This is a genomic window from Chitinophaga sp. OAE865, assembly GCF_040546735.1.
Lineage (GTDB): Bacteria > Bacteroidota > Bacteroidia > Chitinophagales > Chitinophagaceae > Chitinophaga > Chitinophaga polysaccharea_A.
The window spans coordinates 5,458,296-5,474,708 of the sequence record NZ_JBEPOF010000001.1 but is presented as its reverse complement, the minus strand read 5'-3'; the positions used below and the strand labels follow the sequence as shown (position 1 = coordinate 5,474,708).

The window sequence follows — 16,413 nt, the reverse complement described above, 5'->3', positions numbered from 1 at the left end:
ACAATTAAATGTTCATGAATTCCACTGTTTTCTCACGCAATGTTGCGGCAGCAGGACTGCTGCTTTTAGGCATCAGCTTCAGTGCCTGTAAAAAGGAGCTGACTTCTTCCGGCCTGCCGGGCAATCTGTCTGCCGGCGCCGTAGCGGGCATCAGTGCCATTAACAGCACGTGGTCTGTTAACTGGGACAACTACGCCAATGGCACCACCTACACTTCCACCAATGCGGCCAATGATTTTGGTAATGTAACCGGCTGGAACAATAACCGGGGGTATATTTCCAACGGTAACCTCCGTATACAGCTGGACCCGAACGCCCTCTCTGCCGCCGGTGGGGTAGTGGCCAACATCGATGTGGCCGATGGCACGGCCTATGAAATGGATTATGATATCCGTTTCCACAGCCAGTTCGACTGGAGCCGTGGCGGTAAAGTGGGCTTCGGTTTTTCCATTGGCGATGGCAACACCGGCGGAGACCCCGCCTGGGACGGTAACGGCGGTACCTTACGCTTAATGTGGTACCGCAACGATGCCAACAGGGTGTACTTTCAGCCTTACCTGTACTACAGGGACCAGCCCGGCCAGTATGGCGATGATTTCGGTCTTACTTACCCGGCCAGCGGCAGCATACAGAAAGGCACTACCTATCATGTGCACCTGTATATAAAAAGCAATACCGGCAGTAATACCAATGGTCATGTTCAGATAGTGATCAACGGTACCGTGTTGCTGGACAGGGATATCCGGTGGACGACCAACGACAGCAAGCGCCTGATCAGGGGTGTGACCTTCCACACCTTCCGCGGTGGCAGCCAGTCGTACTGGGAATCACCAACTGTAGGTTACATTTATTACGATAATCTCAGCATTCATAAGATCAACTGATAAAGCGCAACCTGCCGGCATTTACACCGGCAGGTTTTTTTATGCCCTGACACCGGCGGTACAGGCGGGAGATGTTAGCCCAGCACAAAGCGGTATCCTACACCCTTAATAGTCAGGATCTGCAGGTTGTCGTCTTCTTTCAGGTGTACGCGCAGCCGGGTGATGTATACATCCAGGTTGCGGCTGTTGAAAAAGGAATCGTGTCCCCAGAGCAGGTCAAGGATGTTTTTACGGTCGATGATACCGTTGCGGTTTTCGTATAGTAGTTTGAGTAGTTCGCTTTCCCTGTAAGACAGTTTTTTCTCTTCCGTATCATTGGCCAGCACCTGGCGGTTGGCATAAAAACGGAACTTGCCGATCTTAATATGATTGGCAGAGGGGGAGGGTGCTTTATCTGATTTCCGCAACACGTTTTCAATGCGCACGATCAGCTCTTCCATACTGAAAGGCTTGCGGATATAATCGTTGCCACCCAGTGTAAAGCCTTTTACAAGATCGTTGGTTTGTGTTTTGGCGGTGAGGAACAGGATGGGTACTTCCTGGTCAATGGCGCGTATTTCCGTGGCAATTTCAAACCCGTCTTTATTCGGGAGCATAATATCCAGCACGCATACAGCAGGGTTTACCTGCTGGAACAATTGCATGACGTTGGCGCCATCGCTTTCCAGTATTACTTCATAGCCGCGCCGCTGCAAACTCTCCTTCACTATTTTACCAAGCGACAATTCATCTTCGATATATAGAATTTTAATGTTCATCTCACCCTGTTTTAAGCTTTATAACCCGGCGGTTCTTATCATAATAGATCACCGGCGCTTCCACGAAAGGCAGTTTGATGGAAAAGGTACTCCCTTTATTCAGTTCACTTTCCACTTCAATAAATCCCATATGTGATTGTACAATATGTGATACATAGCTCAGGCCAAGGCCATATCCTTTTATATTATGACGGTTGCCGCTCGGCACGCGGAAAAATTTTTCAAAGATCCGGTGCTTGTATTCACGGGCAATGCCTACACCGTTGTCGGTTACACGTAGTTCCAGGTATTGTTTGTGATCAATGATGTGGATCAGGATATTGGGATCCTGGGTACTGTACTTTAACGCATTGTCCAGCAGGTTATACAGTACGCTGGTCATATGCAGCTTGTCGGCGGTAATGGTAAAGTTATGGCCGGTTCTTTTTAACGTAGTAACGGCGCGTTGTTTTTCGAACTGCAGCTTCATGGATATCATCACGCTGCGGGCCAGGTCGGTAAGGTCGAAAGGTTCTTTGTTCAAAGGTATTTCCCTGTTTTCGAACATCGACAACTTCAGTACTTTATCTACCAGTAAAGCCAGCCGGTTCATTTCATTCGCTGATATATCCAGGTATTCGAGCGTTGTTTGCAGGTCTTCCAGCGCGTCAAAATTCCTTAATGCTTCAATGGCTACGCTCACCGTAGCGATGGGCGTTTTCAGCTCATGCGTCATGTTACTGATAAAATCATTTTTCAGTTGGGCCAGCCGCTGTTGCTGTTTCAGGTTGCGGTATAGCAGGAGAAAGGAAAAGATGGTGACAGCCAGGAGGAAGAAAGACACCAGTATTGGTTGGCTGATCCGCCTCAGCAGGTACCAGGTATTGTTCTCAAACTTTACCGAGTAGTTCATTGGTTTGGTAAAACCAATGGTAACGGTGTTATCGTCTATATCATCCGGGAAGGTGTGATACATCTGGGAGGTATCAAACGGGGTGGCGCTCACTACAAAAGGAACGGTGATGTTTTCACGGTTAAGCGCCTGTTGATACCGGTCTACCACTTCTTTTACGGTAATTGAATCCCGGAGGGAATCTACCCCGGCCAGGAACTGGAACACCCCGGCGGCGGGAACTGCGGGAAGAGCCCGGGCAGCACTGTATTGTACATTCACGGAGGAATCGTTTACCGTTCCGGCTGTCCTGTTTAATGAAACAATCATGGTCCGTTTTACACCGGAAATGGCATGGGCGGGTATAAAGGAGTCCCTTACCCTTTCCTGCAGTACATTGGAAATGCCGGTCATGCCCGCGCGGTCCTGTATCCGCAGGCTGATGTTGGAGTCCAGGTTCAGCTTCACCGCCTGCAGGCGGAAAATGGTTTCCCTGAAAAGTATATTGGTGCGTACGGTGAACAGTCTTTTTTCTTCCCGGTAATTATTGCTCAGCCAGTAGGCCTGGAAAGCGGTGATCAGCAGGATGGTCAGCGCAATCAGGAAAACAGTGGCCGGTATGGAAAGTTTATATCGCACTAAATTGATTGAATGGTAAGAAATAACAATACTACGGCAAATGTATCATTTCCTGCTTCCCGAACCCGCAAACATTAACCTAAATTAACATTAAATCAAGTCATGTTAACCTGTGTTCCAGCGGGAAGGGAATAGCTTTATTTTCTTAAAAGTATGTAACATGAAGAAAATAATTTTTACGCTGGCAGCCGGCGGGTGCCTGTTAACCGCCAATGGTCAGCAGCAACAGGGGCGCGTGTTGTATGAACGCACGATACAAATGCAGATGCGTATGATGGGAATAGGAGCTGGTGCAAGTGCGGAAGCAGAACCGGATAACCTGCTGCCTCATTCCCGGAAAGAAAAGCTGGAACTATTGTTCGGCAATGGGCAATCGCTGCGCCGTGCGGTAGAAGAAGATGCCCCGGAAGAAATTGCAGACGAAGGCGGTATGCACATACGCATGATGGTGGTGGGTAATAATGATGTGAGTTACACCAGCTTTTCAAACAACCGCGTAGTGGAACAACGCGAGTTTGCCGCGAAGAACTATATCATTACAGACAGCATTCACCGGCTCAACTGGAAAATGACCGGCGAAACCCGCACCATTCTTAATTATCCCTGCCAGCAGGCGGTTACACAACGTATTGGCAAACGCCTGATGAGCACCGTGGAAAACGGGCAAATGAAAAGTAGGGAAGTGGCAGACACTGCCAACATCACTGTCTGGTTTACATTGGCTATCCCCGTTCCGGCCGGTCCCGATTTCCAGGGACAGCTTCCCGGTCTTATCCTGGCCATCGATATCAATAATGGCGCTACCGTTTACCAGGCGCTGGAAGTTTCTCCTGTAGCAGATCTTGCGGCCATCAGGGAACCTTCCAAAGGGAAGAAAGTAACTGAAGAGCAGTTTAACAAGGAAAGAGAAAAACTGGTGGCGGAGATGCAGCGCAACGGGCGTGGTATGATGCGGGCTACGAGGATTGCGCAGTAAAGCAGTAAATAAGCAAAGCAAAGGGCCGGAATATTCCGGCCCTTTCTTACATCACTCTTCTAACGCCTTATCATCCTGATACCCGGCATAGCGGCATTGGAAAGGCCGTTTTTACTGAGACTATAAGTAAAGCTTAACAGGAAGAAACGTTGCAGGTTCCTGATGCGGGAATCTTCAATATAATTCTGGTTGGTACTGCGGCTGATGCCCACATTTTCGTTGAGGATATCAAACGCGCTCAGCTTCAGCTCTCCCCGGTTAAAGCGCAGGAACTGCCGGCTTACGGAGGCATTCCACAGCGGCACTTTTGCATTGAAGCCATCTGTACGGTTACTGTTCACCGTATAATTCAGGCTGGTGCTGATATAAAAATCAGCCGGCAGCTGCCAGTTTACTTCCCCTTCATATTGTTGCATGAAGTAACCGCTGTTAAGCGCAGGCTGCAGGGAATAGGATGTTTTGTAGTAATTGACACCCGCGCTGAAAGAAAGGTCCAGTTTATCGGCAGGGTTCAGGTCAAAGCGCATGGCAGGCCCCAGTGAAACGGTACTGATGCCGTTGGATGCTTTGTTGATAAACTGTTTGGTTTTGCTGTAGCCCACATTGCTGCTGAAATTAACGGTGCCTTTCAATGCGCGTAACGGCAGTCCGAGGTTGATACTGCCGGACACATTAAACACCCCGTTCACATTCACCGGCCGGCTGCGTTTAATACCTGCGCTATCTACTACATCATCGTTTACAATTTTATTTTGCGTTTCCTGGATATTAAAGAATGCAAACAGGTTTTTATTCCTGAACGGGTTTACCGACATGAAGTTCAGTTGTACTGCATGCGTGAGCTCCGGCTTCAGGTCGGGATTACCTTCGCGGATATTGAGCGGATCGCTGATATCCGGTACGGGCTGTAACTGGGCCATGTCCGGCTGATTGGTAATGGCGGCGTAGTTGATACTGAGATTGCGGTAACGGGTAAAGTCGTACTGAAAACGCAGCGATGGCAGCAGGTTATAAAATGTTTGCCGGATCACGGAATCTTTTTTTCCTGCAATGATAGTTCCTTCCAGGGAGGCGCCCTGCCAGTTAAGGCCGGCAGCCAGGCTGAATTTTTTTTGTTTGGTACGCAGGCGTATACCGGCGTTGGTATAGCTATAGGTGTTTTCAAAGTTGTTTGTGAGCCCGGGATTCAGCTGATCAAATTTGCCGTTACTGTTGTTGTAGTCCCAGGTGGTTTTATCGGAGGTGGTTTTCGTATAGCTGTTACCAATACTAAATTCCATGAGGGAGTGTTTAAATAACGGTTCCGTATATACGGCGCGCGCCGTATAGCTGTTCATATTACCGGATATGGTGTTCCGCTGATGGATAGAGTCGTAGGCCGGTTGTGATGCAGTGCGGTTATAGAAGTGGTTCACCGACAATAGGCTGCCGTTGCTTTCGCTGTTATTGGCGCTGTTTTGCAGGGCCAGTGAAAAGGTTCTGCCTTTGCGCTGGAATTTTTTACGGAACAGAATATCATTGCGCAGGTTACTGCCATGGCCGGTGGAGTAGTTGTTGCTGAAGCCTTTGTTGGCCGGTTGCAGATCTTCCGAAAGGGTTTCATAGGTGCTGTTGTTTTTGTTGCGGTTTTCCTGGTACCCGAAAGAAGAGGAAATTTTAACAGAGTGCAGGGAGTCGATCCGGATATCGGCGCCCAGGTTGAGGCGGTGCGTATTGTTCAGGTTATTGCTGGTAGCATGCTGGTTATAGAAGTAGGAGGAGTCGGGCAGGAAATATTGCCGCCGTATATCGCTTTCCTGCTGAGGGTTATAATGGTTGTAGAAATAGTTGCTGGTGAATTCTGTTTTTTTTCCGATGATGTTATTATAGTTGAGCCCACCGCCCCATACAGTATTAATACCATTGCCGCTGCCATTGCTCATGAATGCGGCGGCAGCATCGTCGCTGCTCACGCTGAAGCTGGCATTACCGCTGCCGCTTTGCCGCATGCGGTTCAGCTCCCCGCTGAAGCTCATCATATCCATAAAGGAGAACCCTTCCGCGTTGGTATTGTTGGCCATACCGATAAGGGAGAGTTGTCTGGCGCCTTTGAAAGAGTTGATATTGAAGCGTCCTTCGTACCTGTTGCTGGTACCTGTGCCGGCCATGGCTTTTCCGAACATGCCTTTCTTTTTGTCCTGTTTTAGTTTCAGGTTGATGGTTTTTTCGCTGTTGCCATCGTCGAACCCGGTGAGCTGTGCAGCATCACTCAGCCGGTCGTATACCTGTACTTTGTCCACCGCATCGGCAGGAAGATTTTTGGTAGCCATTTTAGGATCTTTACCAAAAAACTCTTTACCATCTACCAGTACCCGGTTTACTTTTTGCCCCTGTGCTTTTACGGTGCCGTCTTTCGCCACCTGTACACCCGGCAGTTTTTTCAACAGCTGTTCCACGCTGGAGTTGGGCGGTGTTTTGAACGAGCCGGCATTATACTGCACCGTGTCGCCAACGAGCGTTACCGGCGGGGCTTCGCCGGTGATCTCCACTTCATCAAGATTAATACGCAGGTCGTTCATGACCAGGGAAGGGAAACTGGCTACAGGAGAGGCAGCGCTGATGCTAATGCGGCGCTGCAGGGAATGATATTTTACATGCGTGATGAGCAGCCGGTATTCCCCGGCGGGGATGCCGGTGATCTCAAAGTATCCTTTTTCGTTGGTCATGGTAAAGGATACCAGCGAGGAATCTTTTTGCAGTAACAGGGTAATAGTGGCTGCCGCCACTGGTCGACCGGCACTGGTATCAGACAGGGTTCCTTTGATCACGCCATTTTTTTGTGCGTTGGCCGTAAAGGATAAGCAGCAGGTAAGCAGCCACAGGTAGATTTTTTGCATAGCGGACAATTACTTTGTAACCGAAAGTAGGTCCGCGTTCTGCAAAAGCAGGTTAACAAGCCTTGCATTAATGTTAAGGAAGGTTAATGTATTAAGCTTATTCATCCCCCGGTTCCGGCTCAAACAGCTGTTCCACCGTGGCGCCGAAAACCCGGGCTATTTTCAGCGCCAGCAGGGTAGAGGGAATGAATTTGCCCAGCTCTGTGGTAAATTTCACTTACGGATGGAAAAGGTGATGATATCATAGAATCCTGGAATAATTCCTATAACTTTAATTCATGCGTTCATCTTCTTTAATAATTATAAAACAGATGAGCTGTCGACACCTGAAATCTCTTTTTAAAAGATATCATAGTTTAATGAAAGTATTTACTATCTCCCTGACTCAGTTCTTTATCATCCTCCTGGTTCACATTACTGCCAGATCGCAGGATATTTCCCCGGTAAAGGATTCCCTTTTTTCTACTGTACTAAAAGAAACAAGACCCATAAATGTGGTGTTTCCCAAAAATTATAACCCGGCTTCCCCTGGCGAATACGAAGTAATATATTGCCTGGGAGATATCCCGGATTTTTTGAAGGAAGAATGGAACGTGTTGCAATGGGAAGGATTTATTCCGAAGAACATGATCCTGGTGGGCATTCCTGACTTTATACTGAATGGGGTGAATATGCGGGAAAGAGATCTTGCACCTACAAAAACGCGCGCCAATTCCGGGGAGGCGGTTAGGTTCCTGCAGTTTTTCAGGGATGAGCTGATGCCTTATATCAGTAAGCGGTATCATGCAAAACCGGGCGGGCATACATTGTACGGGGGCTCCATGGGAGGCCTTTTTGTGATGTATACATTTTTAACAGCTCCTGGTTTGTTTACTTCCTATATAGCAATTGATCCGAGTTTGTGGTGGGATGATTTTTACCTGCATAAACTGGCGGCTGAAAGGTTTGCCCGCCGGGATACACTGGATAACACGCTTTTTATTGCAGGGCGTGAAGGCGCCGCTTTTCAATTCATGGGTGTGGCAGGGATGGATTCCATTCTTAAAGCAAACGCGCCCGCAGGCGTCGACTGGAAATGTGTGCAGTATAGCAATGAAACCCATTATTCAACAAATTTTAAAGGATTCTGGGAGGGAATGAAATTTTCTTATGGCGGGTTCTATGCTTCCACAGGAGGTTATCCTATATCCCGGAAAATTGTTATTAAGCCGGATAACGGCATTGTACTAAGTAATAAGCCTTTTAAATTAATATGCTATAACCTGGCGGCAGATGCATATCTCCATTACACCACTGATGGCACAGCACCAGGTATTTCTTCTCCCAGGATAGCAGGAGAAGAAACAGCCATTACCATCAACAGGGATTCAAAAGTGATCGTTGCGTCTCTTGGTAAACGAAAGGAATACAACAGATCGGCGAGTGCTTTTTTTCAAACGGGAGAAGTTTTTACGGCTGTTAGAATGCCGGCAGGAGCCAGGCCTGGCGGGTTGCGGTATAAATATTATGAAGGCAACTGGGATACCATCCCGGATGCAGGGAAGTTAAGACCAGTTGAAACAGGTATTGCTACGGCAGATTTTAATCTTAATAAAGTTTCAAAGAAAGATAATTATGCATTGGTAAATGAGGGATATATTCAGATCAGTGAACCGGGTTATTATATTTTTGAAATGGGAACCGGTAATGAGCATACCAAAGTGTATTTAAATAACAGGTTAATTCTTGGTGCTCATTTCAAAACAGGTGAAGGAGAGAGTTTTATGGTACCCCTGGAGAAAGGATTTTATCCGCTGCGGATCAGTTATCTTCATAAAAAAGGAGGAGATGATCTTCAGCCGGTTTATCTTAAAACAGAGGGACGGGACGATTTCCCCCTTCCTGCAAATATGCTTTTCAGTGTGAAGTAAGTTTTACAGGGGCCGGTAATCAAGGCTGTACCCGTGTTACCCTGTTTTTCATCTAACAGCTTCATGCCTTTTTTGTTTAGCAGTCCGCGCCCGCTTACCATGCAAGATAGAAAGAAATATTGCCCACTTCGTGATGTGATACGCCATTTATTACGGGCGACATGGTCCTTTGCGTAAGCGAGAATCCTACTTTCCCGTATACGGCCACGAGGCCACAGTCGATCCCGGCCAACAGCCTGTTATCCGCAAATGTAGGCTGACCTGCTTTTGCCGGCTGCTGTTCATCTCCCTGCGGCGCTACTCCTTTTACAAGGGCATTGGTAAACACCAGTTCCACATTAGGCCGGATGATGCCATACAACTGCCAGCGCTTACAGGTGGCGTATTGTGGAATATACCCGTTGTAGTAAGGAGTCATTTTGCCTATCCTGATCAGCGAGTACAGTGAGAACCCGTTCAGCATGGTGCCAGCATATACCTGGCCTCCTGCAGTTATCTCTGCTATTTTTTTTATGGCTGCCAGCTGTTTTTCCGCAGTAAAGTTAAGGTTGAGCAGTAATTTATTCCCGATCTGGTTGCGCCATCCCCTGGGGCGTTCATAACCAAGGATGCGGTGGGCGAGGGTCTGGGTTTCTTTTGCCAGCGCCCAGGGCCCCATTACACCGGCGAACCACTCTGTTTGCAGGTTGTATTTATGTACCGGGTTGGTGGAGTGAATAGTATGTGTGAGGAACAATCCGCCTGCATAGGAGAAATCGCCGGGTACCGGCTGTACCCGCCGCAGGTCTTTGGGGGTGAACATCACCTGCATAAATCCCCAGCCATAGGTATTAACGCTTTCCTTGCCGGCTTTGGGCATCCAGCGGTCGAAGCCGCGTGGTGGCCGACTGCGGGTATAGAACAAATCGAAGCGGGTACCGTTCGTATATGCCTGGTCCGTTCCATTACCGTTCAGATTAATGAAGTCATTGTCTTCGTAAAAGCGGAACAACCGCGTATTGTCATCGGAAGTCTGTGCTCTCAGATCGTCCCGGGGTATACCTATTAAGCCACAGTAAATTAATACTGATAAGATCGTCTTTTTCATCTTGTGCCCGACATGCGCACAAAGATCGTATAATGAAGATAAATAAAGATGGTTTTCCTATCAGTTTTATTGATAACGGAAGCCGGTTGTTATCAACCGGCTTCCTGTTTTAAAAAGATCATGAAAAGATAATATGGTTATTCTGCTTTCAGGCTTTTCACCGGGTTGGCCAGTGCTGCTTTTACGGATTGAAAGCTTACCGTAATCAGTGCAATCAGCATGGCGACGGTGCCGGCCAGTACAAACATCCACCAGGAGATAGGCGCACTGTAGGCAAATCCCTGCAGCCATCTGTGCATGGCGTACCAGGCAATGGGAGAGGCCAGCACAGCTGCAATGAAAACATAGCGCAGGAAGTCGGTGCTCAGCATGGCGGCAATATTGCTTACGCTGGCGCCCAGCACTTTGCGGATACCGATTTCCTTGGTGCGCTGGCGTGCTGTAAAGGCGGCCAGTCCGAATAAACCAAGACAGGAAATAACGATAGCGATGGTCATACCGGTGTTCATCAGTTGCTCCATCTGCCGCTCCTGTTCGTAAAATTTGCTGATAGTATCGTCAAAAAAATGATAGTCGAATTTTTCATTGGGATAGATAGCGGTATATGCATTTCGTATATCGCTGATAGTACGTTGCAGCTGTTCACCGCTATAGCCTGCGAGCGAGAGCTTTACATTTACAAAGCGGCAAATCTCCTTAGAAGATGCGATAAAAACCGGTTTGATCTGTTCGCGGAGCGCAAGTGCATGGAAATCGGCTACCACGCCTGCAACAGGTATAATTTTCCGTGAAGGGCCATCGCTCATACCGGATTCCACAAATTTGCCCACTGCATCTGCAGGGGTTTTAAATCCCAATGCTTTGGCGCAGGTTTCATTGATCAGCACTTCACTGATGGTATCGGTAGTACGCAGGTTCCGGCCAGCTACCAGTTTTAACTGGTATAGCGGTACGTAGTTTTCATCGCCGAATTCCAGGTGGCAATCCGCCCGCAGTTCGGTTTTGTCCGTGTATTTCAGGAAGGTGCCCCAATGGTTTTTATCGGAAGGAGGCCCCTGGCTCAGGCTTACCATTTCCACCTGCGGCAGCTGCCGGATCTTATCTGCCAGTACGCGCGGAAGGGTTGAGGCATATGCGCGGTTGGTATCAAAGGTGATGATCGCATCTTTCTTAAACCCAAGATCCTTGTTCAGCATATACCTGATCTGGTTATTGATCACCATGGAACCTATAATAAATACCAGGGAGATGGTAAACTGGAAAACCACCAGGCCTATACGAAGATATCCCCGTTGGTTTCCTTTAAGCCCTGTGCTTCCTTTGAGGCTTTGCACCGGTTGAAAAGAGGACAGTATTTTTGCAGGGTAAAGGCCGGATAGTAAAGTAGTGAACAAGGTGATAAGTAAGAGGAACAGAAGGGTAGGCCAGCTGAATAGATGCAGCGATACCCCGTTGGGCATAAAAGAACTGAATGCCTGCAGTAAAGGTTGTACTGCCAGCAGAGAGAGCAGTACGGCAGATGCGGTAAGCAGGAATGTTTCCGTAAGGAAATATGCTACCAGGCTTCGTTTGTTGCTGCCAAGCACTTTCCTGATCCCTACTTCTTTAGAGCGCTCTACAGATTGTGCAGTGGAGAGGTTTATAAAATTGATCGCGGCTATTACCAGTATAAATAACGCAATAGCCATGAGCCCGTACATAGTGGGCAAATGCGCCCGGCGGCCGAAACCGTCTGTATAGTCGCTGTTGAAATGTATGTCTGACAATGGTTGGAGGCGGAAGGTCTTGCTTTCGCCTGCTTCTGTAAGTACGCGCTCACCGGCAAACGCTGCCAGCTGCCTGTTGAGCAGCATGGTATCGGTACCGGGGGTTAATTTCACATATGCCTGTGTACCTCCGAACATGCCCCATTGATCAAACCCGAATTCGTTTTTGAAGGGGCTGTTCTTTACGGTGGCAAAGGAAATAAAATCGTTGAAGATGAGGTCTGTGTTTTGTGGAAGGTCTTTCACAATACCTGCTACCGTTAACGGGATGGAATCGTTATAGGTAACTATTTTTCCCAGATATCTTTCTGCAGGCAGGTCGCCGAAATACTTCGCGGCCTTGCTGGCGGTGAGCACCACCATAAATGGCTCCTGCAGCGCCGCTTCGGGTTTGCCGGCCAGCCAGGTGTATTGAAACACGCTGAAGTATTCGGGATAAGCGATCACTACATCGGGCTTGTTGCCGCTGTCAAATTTCTTTACCACGCCATTACCCGCTGTAACCGATGTTTTGGGGTAAACAGGATGAATGGCTGCCAGTGTTTCAATGCCGGGGAACCGGTTGGATAAAGCTTCCGGGGCAGGGTCCGGTACGCCGGACATTTTATGGGTACCCCGCTCCGGCGAACCAATCTGTGATACTACCCGGTAAATATTTTCTTTGCCGGGATGAAAGTTATCATAGCTCAGCTCAAAATGAACGCTGAGAAAAATAACCAGGCAAGCGCTGATACCGAGAGCAAGACCAATCACATTGATAGCTGCATATACTTTATTGCGGAGCAAATTTCTCCAGGCTATTTTTATATAACTTTTGAGCATAACAGGAATTGTGTGAGATTGATCATTAAGAATGAAAAATATGCCAGTAATTGTGGATATTGATACTGATATGATTATGATTTTTGTTATCATGTAAGTTGTCCGCTTGTGTAACCGGTGTGTCCGGAAATGAACGCGGGAACATTTTGAGCACTTGTACGTTAATCATTGTTCACCGTCTTAATGTATTATGACAACCGTAGCGCTTCACAGTTCCGCAGGCAAATGGGTAATGGTAACCACTATCCTTGCATCGGCCATGGCTTTTATTGATGGTACGGCATTGAACGTGGTGTTACCGGCCCTGCAGCAAAGCCTGAAGGCATCGGCGGCAGAACTGTTCTGGGTATTGAATGCCTATATGCTGATGCTGGCTTCCCTCATATTGATAGGCGGCTCTCTGGGCGACAGGTTGGGCCGTAAAAAGGTTTTTATGGCCGGCATTTTCGTGTTCATCCTGGGCTCCACTGCCTGCGGCTTTGCCGGCAGCGCTACCATGCTTATTATTTTCCGGATGATACAGGGAATAGGCGGCGCACTGATGATCCCGGGAAGCCTCTCGCTGATCACTTCTTCCATCAATGAAAATGAACGGGGAAAGGCTATCGGTACCTGGTCGGCCGTTACCACCCTGGTTACCATGGGCGGTCCTGTGCTGGGCGGCGCCCTGGCAGATGCAGGACTGTGGAGGTATATCTTTTTTATCAATGTGCCTATTGGCGTGGCGGCGCTGGTATTCCTGGCCTGGAAGGTGAATGAGAGCAGGGAAACAGAAGGCGATCAGCGGCTCGATTTCCCGGGCGCGGTGCTCACCGCAGCAGGACTGGCACTGCTCACTTTCGGGTTCCTGCGTATGCCTTCACTGGGGTTTGGCAATCCGCAGGTGTATGGTACTATTGCCGGCGGCGTATTGCTGCTGGCGGTTTTTATTATAGTAGAAAATAAAAGCAGGCACCCGATGCTGCCGGTGGGGCTTTTTAAGAATGTAATTTTTACCGGTACCAACCTGCTCACCTTCTTTTTGTATGCGGGCCTTGGCGCCGGCATGCTGTTCCTTTCCCTGGATATGGTACAGGTGCAGGGATATACGCAGTTGCAGTCCGGGCTTACTTTCCTGCCATTTACTGTGCTGATGATCATCATTGCGCGTTTTGCAGGAAGCATGGCAGATAAATACGGTCCCCGTTTATTCCTGGTAGCAGGGCCCTGTATTGCCGGCGTTGGTTTGCTGCTGCTGTCTTTTGTAAAGCAAACGCATGGAGCCGGAGAGTACTGGACTACATTTTTCCCGGGCATTGTGGGTTTGGGATTAGGTATGTCGTTCACCGTGGCGCCGTTAACCGCTACGGTGATGGGATCTGTGAGTGATCATTTATCCGGCACCGCTTCCGGTGTGAACAATGCGGTGACCCGTATTGCCGGTGTTTTTGCCAATGCTATTTTTGGTGCGCTGGCGGTGCTTTTTTTCTCCGGGGCGGTACAGCGGGAAATCCGTGTGTTACCGCTGAACGGTCAGCAAAGGGAGGCGGTGGTGGCGCAAACGGTGGACCTGGGCAATGCTTCCATACCTGCGGGTATTGACAGTGCGCATCATAACATGATCCGTAAAGTATATAAAGATGGGTTTATTACAGCGTACGGGCGCATCATGCAATTGTCTGCCGGTCTTGCTTTCCTGGGTGGCCTGATGGGCTTTCTTTTTATCCGTAAACGGCCGGCTACCGGTTAGAAATACCGGTTTACAGGTATTGTTTCCGTACCCGGCTTTTCTACATTTGTATCATGCAGTATCCTTTCCTCTCCCTGAAACAATCGCTACTTATACTACGTATAGCTGTGGCCGTTATATTCCCGGCGCATGCCATTGTGCGCATCTGTAATGGCTCTATTCCGCAGTTTGGAGCGTTTATGGAAAGTAAGGGGCTGCCATACGGGGTAGCCTGGGTATGGGCTATCACGGCCTATGAAATTGCCGGCGGTTTACTGTTGCTGCTGGGAATTTACACCCGTTTGCTCAGCGCAGGCTTTATTATATTGCTGCTGGCGGGCATTGTTTTAATACATGCCTCTCTCGGATGGTTTGTAGGAGAACATGGTACAGGCGGATGCGAGTATAGTGTGATACTTATTGTAGCTTTGCTGGTGGTTGCGGCAGAGAAACGGGAGCGCATCTTATAACCTTCTTTTTTACAATGAAATCATTATTCTGGATTTTAATCATTCTTCCCGTCGTACTCCAGGCCCAAACGATGGATGAAAAACTATATGGATACCGGCATTTTCAATTCCTGTATAAAGGCGATACGGTGAATATGCTGGTGAAGTCGAAAGAGGGCGAAGAAAGAAAACGGAAACCGGTATTGCTTTTCTGCCAGGGGAGTCTGCCTGTTCCACTTATGATCCTTTATAATGAGGGCGGGCGCAAAGAGGTAGGAAATGTTTTTGTTTTCAACCCTGACCTGTTAACAGAAAAATATCACCTGGCTATTATAGGTAAGCCGGGTATTCCGTTGCAGGCCGACCGGCAGGTATTATCGGACAATTTTACATTTAAAGACAGTACAGGATATTTTCCACGGTTTTATACGGCGCATAACCTGCTTGATTACTACGTGGAAAGAAATAAAGAGGTGATCCGTTTTTTGCGTCAGCAAAGCTGGGTATCTGAAGAGGGACTGGTGATAGCAGGTCACTCTGAAGGAAGCACTATAGCCGCTAAGGTGGCAGTGGAAACCAAAGCTGTTAGCGCGTTAATTTATTCCGGTGGCAATCCCATGGGAAGGATCATGACTATTATTGAAAGGAACCGTGCGCTTGAAAAGGATTCCACAGATTTAACCACCGGAGATATGAATTACTGGCAGGAGGTAGTGAACGATCCCGGCGGGATGGATGCCAGCAATGGCGATACGCATAAGGCTACTTATCAGTTTTCCATACCACCCCTGCAATATCTTGAGAAATTGAAGATCCCTGTATTGGTGTCTTATGGTTCTAAAGATGCAGTAGCCCCGTTTGATGAGTACCTGAGAGTGGAAATGATCAGGCAAAAGAAGCAGAATTTCAGTTTCCTTGTTTACCCCGGAACAGAGCATAATTATTTCCCTGTAAAAGTGGATGGCACTATTGATTATGATATTTTTAACTGGGATAAAGTGGCAGGCGACTGGAAGAACTGGTTACTGCAATTGAAGAAAAGTAAATAACACCTACCCGAACACAATCCTGTGTACCGCCCAGCGCCATGTTTCCAGCACTTCTTTATTATCCAGCTGGGAGAGGTCTTTCAGCACCGTAACCGATTCTATACCGAAAAAAACAGCCAACGCATTTACCATGTGCCGGAAGGTAGCGGGAGGCAGTGTTTTCCGCAGTGGCTTCAGTGCTTCCTCTATCAGCACAATACGCCGGCCTGCCCTGGAATAGCCGGTTTCAGGGTGAATGGATTCTGATATGACAGAGCTGAGGAACAACCTGAACTCCGCTTCATTTTTTGTAAAGAGATCGAAGTGATAATCGATCAGTTTATTGACCCTTGCCTTCAGATCTTTTTCAGGGATACCGGCAAACAGGTCGTCGCTTGTTTGGGCTTTGAGCTGAAGGGAAGCCTCCCGCTTTAAGGCAGATGTTCCTGTAAAATAGCGGTAGGCTGTGGCTTTGGAGATACCGGCTTCTTTTGCTACCAGCTCCACGCTGATCTCTTTTCCCTGCAGCAACAGCGTGTTGGCCACTGCCAGCAGCTTTTCCCTTGTCTTTAATTTTTGTTCTATCCTGCCGTCATCCAGCGATAATTTGGCCATACCTGTAAATGAATGTTTGATTTC

At 48.2% G+C, this 16,413-nt stretch carries 12 protein-coding genes; 6 read left to right on the top strand and 6 right to left on the bottom strand.

What is annotated here, in order from left to right:
* Positions 1-14 precede the first annotated feature (14 nt).
* A complete protein-coding gene (locus tag ABIE50_RS21900) occupies positions 15-884 on the top strand; it encodes a polysaccharide lyase (RefSeq protein ID WP_209859652.1) in 870 nt (289 codons plus the stop codon).
* A gap of 74 nt (positions 885-958) precedes the next feature.
* Here the strand turns inward: ABIE50_RS21900 and ABIE50_RS21895 are convergent, their stop codons facing one another.
* Both ABIE50_RS21895 and ABIE50_RS21890 read right to left on the bottom strand, forming a co-directional pair.
* Positions 959-1,642, bottom strand: coding sequence for a response regulator transcription factor (locus ABIE50_RS21895; RefSeq protein ID WP_142688398.1), 684 nt, complete (start codon positions 1,640-1,642; stop codon positions 959-961).
* Position 1,643: 1 nt separating this feature from the next.
* Entirely contained in the window at positions 1,644-3,152 is a 1,509-nt protein-coding gene (locus tag ABIE50_RS21890; protein WP_209859653.1) for a sensor histidine kinase, read from the bottom strand.
* A gap of 160 nt (positions 3,153-3,312) precedes the next feature.
* On the opposite strand from ABIE50_RS21890, the gene ABIE50_RS21885 reads away from it, so the two are divergent.
* Complete coding sequence (locus ABIE50_RS21885; RefSeq protein ID WP_209859655.1) at positions 3,313-4,128, top strand: GLPGLI family protein; 816 nt, start codon at positions 3,313-3,315, stop codon at positions 4,126-4,128.
* 59 nt (positions 4,129-4,187) lie between these two features.
* Here ABIE50_RS21885 and ABIE50_RS21880 read toward each other — a convergent pair whose 3' ends face one another.
* Entirely contained in the window at positions 4,188-7,004 is a 2,817-nt protein-coding gene (locus ABIE50_RS21880; protein ID WP_209859656.1) for an outer membrane beta-barrel protein, read from the bottom strand.
* A gap of 359 nt (positions 7,005-7,363) precedes the next feature.
* On the opposite strand from ABIE50_RS21880, the gene ABIE50_RS21875 reads away from it, so the two are divergent.
* On the top strand, positions 7,364-8,914 hold the full coding sequence (locus ABIE50_RS21875) for an alpha/beta hydrolase-fold protein (protein WP_209859658.1): 1,551 nt from the start codon (positions 7,364-7,366) through the stop codon (positions 8,912-8,914).
* A gap of 94 nt (positions 8,915-9,008) precedes the next feature.
* Here the strand turns inward: ABIE50_RS21875 and ABIE50_RS21870 are convergent, their stop codons facing one another.
* Both ABIE50_RS21870 and ABIE50_RS21865 read right to left on the bottom strand, forming a co-directional pair.
* Complete coding sequence (locus ABIE50_RS21870) at positions 9,009-10,001, bottom strand: lipid A-modifier LpxR family protein (protein ID WP_209859660.1); 993 nt, start codon at positions 9,999-10,001, stop codon at positions 9,009-9,011.
* A gap of 137 nt (positions 10,002-10,138) precedes the next feature.
* Positions 10,139-12,589, bottom strand: a complete 2,451-nt coding sequence (locus ABIE50_RS21865; RefSeq protein WP_209859662.1) for an ABC transporter permease — start codon at positions 12,587-12,589, stop codon at positions 10,139-10,141.
* A 190-nt stretch (positions 12,590-12,779) separates the two neighbouring features.
* Between ABIE50_RS21865 and ABIE50_RS21860 the strand changes: the two genes are divergently transcribed.
* From ABIE50_RS21860 to ABIE50_RS21850, 3 genes are read left to right on the top strand one after another with little or no spacing between them, the layout of a single operon-like run.
* Entirely contained in the window at positions 12,780-14,318 is a 1,539-nt protein-coding gene (locus ABIE50_RS21860) for an MFS transporter (RefSeq protein WP_209859664.1), read from the top strand.
* Between the two features lie 53 nt (positions 14,319-14,371).
* On the top strand, positions 14,372-14,767 hold the full coding sequence (locus tag ABIE50_RS21855) for a DoxX family protein (protein ID WP_209859667.1): 396 nt from the start codon (positions 14,372-14,374) through the stop codon (positions 14,765-14,767).
* A 14-nt stretch (positions 14,768-14,781) separates the two neighbouring features.
* On the top strand, positions 14,782-15,795 hold the full coding sequence (locus tag ABIE50_RS21850; RefSeq protein WP_209859668.1) for a dienelactone hydrolase family protein: 1,014 nt from the start codon (positions 14,782-14,784) through the stop codon (positions 15,793-15,795).
* 3 nt (positions 15,796-15,798) lie between these two features.
* Here ABIE50_RS21850 and ABIE50_RS21845 read toward each other — a convergent pair whose 3' ends face one another.
* Entirely contained in the window at positions 15,799-16,389 is a 591-nt protein-coding gene (locus tag ABIE50_RS21845; RefSeq protein ID WP_209859670.1) for a TetR/AcrR family transcriptional regulator, read from the bottom strand.
* Between the last annotated feature and the right edge of the window lie 24 nt (positions 16,390-16,413).